Source organism: Prevotella sp. TCVGH, from assembly GCF_023522295.1.
GTDB lineage: Bacteria > Bacteroidota > Bacteroidia > Bacteroidales > Bacteroidaceae > Prevotella > Prevotella timonensis.
In genome coordinates this window covers 1-4531 of record NZ_QFFX01000107.1, presented here as the reverse complement: position 1 = coordinate 4531, position 4531 = coordinate 1, and the positions used below count along the sequence as shown (strand labels likewise).

The window sequence follows — 4531 nt, the reverse complement described above, 5'->3', positions numbered from 1 at the left end:
ATAAACCCCGAAGTCCAATTTTACTGGGCTTCGGGGAGGATATTTATGCTCTTTTGAGTTTTACCGGACAGCAATAGACCAAAAACTATGAAAAGTTAGTCAACTACCAAAACAATATAGTTGATAGAATGGACGACGCAATAGGAACTGTCAATTCGAACATCTACTACGATTTCAATGCGAGAAACAAATTCGCCTTGAGCCTCAACTATTCACACTGGTACAAAGATGAGCATGTGAACGGCTACACCTTGGTGGATGGGACGAACGCTCCTAAAACGGTGCACACTGACAGCAAGCATGAAACCATCCAAAACCAGAACATGCTGAGCGCATCGCTGAACTTTACACACAAGTTTGGACAGGACGACCGCAATAAACTGCTGGTGCTGGCAGATGTGGCAAAGAGTTTTTATCCCAACAACGATGAGTTTGAGTACAAAAATTACGACCGCAGCGGCAATCTTCTTTCCACCGAGAACCTGCGCCATCATCAATCCGTTCCTTTTTTCATTCTTTCGGGCGAAACAAGAGTGGAATGGGACTTCCTGAAGCATGGCAGTCTGATGGCTGGCATCAAATGCAGCCATTCCTTAAAAGACAACGAGTTCGAGGAGCAAACACTCACAAACGGCAGTTGGAGCAGTAGTGCCGACAAGGGTTACTCGTTTAAATATGCGGAAGACCTGCAAGCGGCATATCTGAAATACGACCTTTCTGGCAAGAAATGGAACCTGACGGTTGGGCTTCGGGGTGAGTACAACTATGCCAAAGCTGATGGCTACGACTTCTCCTACCGCCATTTCGACCTGTTCCCCAGCCTGTACTACACCTACCGCTTGAGTAAACAGCACACAATGATTTTTTCTTCATCCCGCAGGACACAGAGGGTGGGCTTCACACGACTGATGCCATACCGGTATTATTACTCTCGTTATACGCTCAAGATGGGAAATCCCGACTTGCGCCCTAATTACACCAACCACATCAGCGTTACTTACCAGTTGGCGCAGAAATACAACCTTACCCTCACGCACGTGTGGAGCAACAATGGTCTTGACAACTACAACAGGACAGAAATCGTGGACGGACAGGCAATGACCGTGGCAAGTTATGTGGATGGGGTGAAGAACCGGCTGACAAATCTCAACCTCTATGTCCCCATCAACGTAGCATCGTGGTGGTCGATTGTGAACCAAGCAAGGGTAAGTTTTGATAGGTATATCACTTCCGAGACTTCCGTTAACAATTTCGACTGGAAAATCTACACGCAGCACACCTTTGTCCTTCCGTTGGATATCCGCATGCAGTTGCTCTACCGCTATATCTCCGAATCCAAGTCGGCATATGGCAAGAGCAGGGATTACCACCAGTTAGACTTCTCGTGCATGAAGACATTCTTCAACGACAAACTTACCTGCAAATTGTCGGTTAATAACCTAATTTGCGGACAGAAGAACTGGAGTTATACTCTAACCAACAAGATTTATCGGAAAACCTACATGTATGGCAGGTTCATTCCCTCTTTCGCCTTCTCCATCTATTATACCTTTACAAGGGGAAAACGGAAACAGCACGATTCCATAGAGCAGAGCAACAGCGATGAGAAGATGCGTGCGATGTGACAAAAACACTCACATCTTAATGCCAAGAGACAAAACTAACTTTTGATGAGCGACTGACCAATTTTATATTCAAGTAAGCAAGAGTAGATTCTCGAAAGTTTTGCCTAATTTTGCAGATGAGGTTTTGATACCAACTCTGCAGATTTCCGTATATGGGTTGAGTGGTTCTGCTGGCTTTATTGTTTTTTTCTTTTCTATGCAGATAGGATAGTAGGTTAGCATTAAGGAACACATTGCCAGAATTATAATTCTACATTACATCTTTGGTATGATTATAATTTGGGCACTATTGCCTTGCTCTCTCTGCGAAAATATGCTTTAGTGTTTTTGTTATCATGTTGTTCTTCATATCTTCGTCTACGAAATAGTTGTCATTGAAATGATAGACGTTCCTTGCGCCTTTGAAAGTTCCGTCTTTATGAAACTCCAGTATCAAGTTGTCACTATATGGATAGAATCCTATCTTTGGGGTGTCGCAAGATTTAATAACGAAAAAGGAGAACTGTTCCTCGTCCTCAATGTACTGGTAGGCTGTCCACCAAATGTTGCGAGGCCAACAGTTGTAGTCCAAAGGATATGGAATCAGTGCAAGGCATGACTCGAAGGGCAATTCCTTGTCCCCTCCTTCCCTGGTGAACAGCGTGTGGTCTATCTTGGGGTTGTCCTGTCTTTGAAAGTAAGCCTTGAATTGCTCAAAGGAAAATTGCTTTACCGAGGAAAGGACATCCACAATCTCTTTGTGGGGAGCAACGGTGACGCTCTCCTTTATCTTTCCGTCCGAATTAAGGGTGTACTTGCGCGTACAGGACGTGTATTCCAGATTCTTGTATTGAACCAACAGACTGCAATCGTCCAATGTCCGTTGCTCCACCACGAGGCTTTTTCCATCGTCCGATGCCTTTATGCTTATTTTGTAAGCAGTCGTACCGTAGTGACCAATGGACTTGTAATCAATCATCTTGCCATCGCGTGAATATGTGATGAGCATGTAGTCAACCCCATCATTCTCCATGAACCATTCGTTGTTGCCGTCTTGATAGTTCATGCAATAGCGTTGTAGGGCAACTGCTATGAAATTCTTGAACTCAACGTAACTTCCCCTTTGCCATCTTATATCTTTCTGTTTGCATAGGCAGTCATCATTGGCAGGGGGAAGGAACTTGGAATACCGATTTTCATTTTCAATAAACTCGTATGGACAGCCAAAGGACGCACAGTCCAACCTCTCCACCTTTTCGTGCTCGGACAGGAATGTGTGGAAAGAAACTTGCTGTGCATGAACATGTGATGACAGCAAAATAATCAAAGTAAAGATTGTTTTGTTAATTGTCATTGTGGTATTATTTTATTGAATTAGCATAAGCATTCCTGTAAAATACAACCTTGCGTCAACCCTTATTCCGCTTCTATGTCCGAAATGAGGAAACGGCCATTTTCCCGTGTCACCACTACCTTTATATTTTGGTGCCAACCCTTGACACATGTATCATAACCGAAGCGGAAGGTGTGACTATCAATAGAGTCAATCTTGATGGAGGGATACCAGAATGCATCGAAGTCGGCGCAGTCAACCAACGGATCTATGTCCTCATAATCCTTCATATACTCCTGTTTGATGGCTGCATATTTCCCCGTTAGGAACGATGATGTGCAGTATCGTTTGCGCAGTTGTTCCAAATCCTGCTCCAAGGTGTGGGACATCTTCACATAGGGATAGGTATAGGCTTTGAAAAAGGTTTCCACGAAAGTGCGAGCATCCTTTCGATCCGCCACCTTTGGGGCAGGAATATCAAATAGATGGTTGCCATAGCGTCTCCCTCCCCACTCGGGTGTGATATAGTTGATGCGCACCTGCCCCTTCTCGTCCTCTTCTACTCTCACTGGTATGTGAATGGCGGTGGTATCCTGCGCATCCCAGCGATATGTCACCTCGTACCAGTCGCCCTCCAGATGCTGGCATGTCAAGGACTGTCGACCATACTCCGACACATCCTGCGCACGCAATATAGGATCGGAATCCGTGGCATTCGCCAAGCGCCCTTTTTTCTCCAGCATTTCGGGCGTCAAGAACTTACTCTGCAAATCAAACAGCTTATTGTTGTTCCACTCCTCAAAATACACCATATAGCGGTCATAAAAGAGTCTTATTTGTTCGGCCCTCGCAGCATGTTGTGCCTGTGTCCTCAGTGCAAACAAGGAAAAGAGCAATAAGACAGCCAAATACATTCTCTTTTGCATATCTTTTCTTCTAATTAATCCTTAATTCCGCAACTCTATTATAAATTAAACTTTTTAAGTACTTAAGCAACAAGGAAGTTCCTATACTAACTAAGCGGCAAAGCCGAGCGACCCAAGATTTTGACATGTCAGAATTTTCACTTATCTTAGAGTTGCAAAAATAAACAAGCAAAACTCTGATATGACATAGCAAAAATACAAATTAAATCTGAGAAACTCACTCCTTTGGGAGGAATATTTTCGGGTCATGGAGCAATTTCTATAGTTTCATTACAACAATAGTTAAGTTTGAGATAATGACTACACAGCTTTCCGCTGCCAGCCAAAGAGTTCTTTGACAGTATGACCAATTAACTTTCGGTTCGGTATGCTCAGACATTTGTTGAAAAATAATTTTGAGATGTATGTGCTTGCCATGATTTCCTTGAAAGAAACCATGGAATACCAAAGCCTTCATCATCATTTTTGCGACATTCTGTGAAACGAATAAGGCGTTGTAGGAGAAGTCCAGTTGATTCTTGTGCTTTGCTTGGCAATGCGTACAGTACCGCTCCATTTGAGTAAAATTTATCTTTCTTTGTATCGTCACGAACAATAAGTTACTATGTTTGCAAAGGCTAACACACGGAGACAAGTCGGATGCCGCTCTTCGGAGGCTTCGCGCCTCC

3 protein-coding genes and 1 pseudogene are annotated in these 4531 nt (G+C 43.7%); 1 reads left to right on the top strand and 3 read right to left on the bottom strand.

The genetic code is table 11. From position 1 onward, the window contains the following. Nucleotides 1–128 precede the first annotated feature (128 nt). A complete protein-coding gene (locus DEM91_RS12045; protein ID WP_249859077.1) occupies nt 129–1625 on the top strand; it encodes an outer membrane beta-barrel family protein in 1497 nt (498 codons plus the stop codon). A 286-nt stretch (nt 1626–1911) separates the two neighbouring features. On the opposite strand, the gene DEM91_RS12040 is transcribed toward DEM91_RS12045, so the two are convergent. The 3 genes and pseudogenes from DEM91_RS12040 to DEM91_RS12030 all read right to left on the bottom strand — a co-directional run. Next, nucleotides 1912–2958, bottom strand: a complete 1047-nt coding sequence (locus tag DEM91_RS12040) for a hypothetical protein (RefSeq protein WP_249859076.1) — start codon at nt 2956–2958, stop codon at nt 1912–1914. A gap of 62 nt (nt 2959–3020) precedes the next feature. Beyond that, nucleotides 3021–3863 carry a DUF3828 domain-containing protein gene (locus DEM91_RS12035; RefSeq protein ID WP_249859075.1) on the bottom strand — a complete coding sequence of 281 codons (843 nt, stop codon included), beginning with the start codon at nt 3861–3863 and terminating at the stop codon, nt 3021–3023. Between the two features lie 259 nt (nt 3864–4122). Next, nucleotides 4123–4531 (bottom strand): annotated as a pseudogene (locus DEM91_RS12030) (hypothetical protein); the annotation flags it as partial.

Bases quoted from the DNA above. Each gene is read 5' to 3' on its own strand.
- DEM91_RS12045 (WP_249859077.1), top strand. From the start codon at position 129: ATGGACGACGCAATAGGAACTGTCAATTCGAACATCTACTACGATTTC.
- DEM91_RS12040 (WP_249859076.1), bottom strand. From the start codon at position 2,958: ATGACAATTAACAAAACAATCTTTACTTTGATTATTTTGCTGTCATCA.
- DEM91_RS12035 (WP_249859075.1), bottom strand. From the start codon at position 3,863: ATGCAAAAGAGAATGTATTTGGCTGTCTTATTGCTCTTTTCCTTGTTT.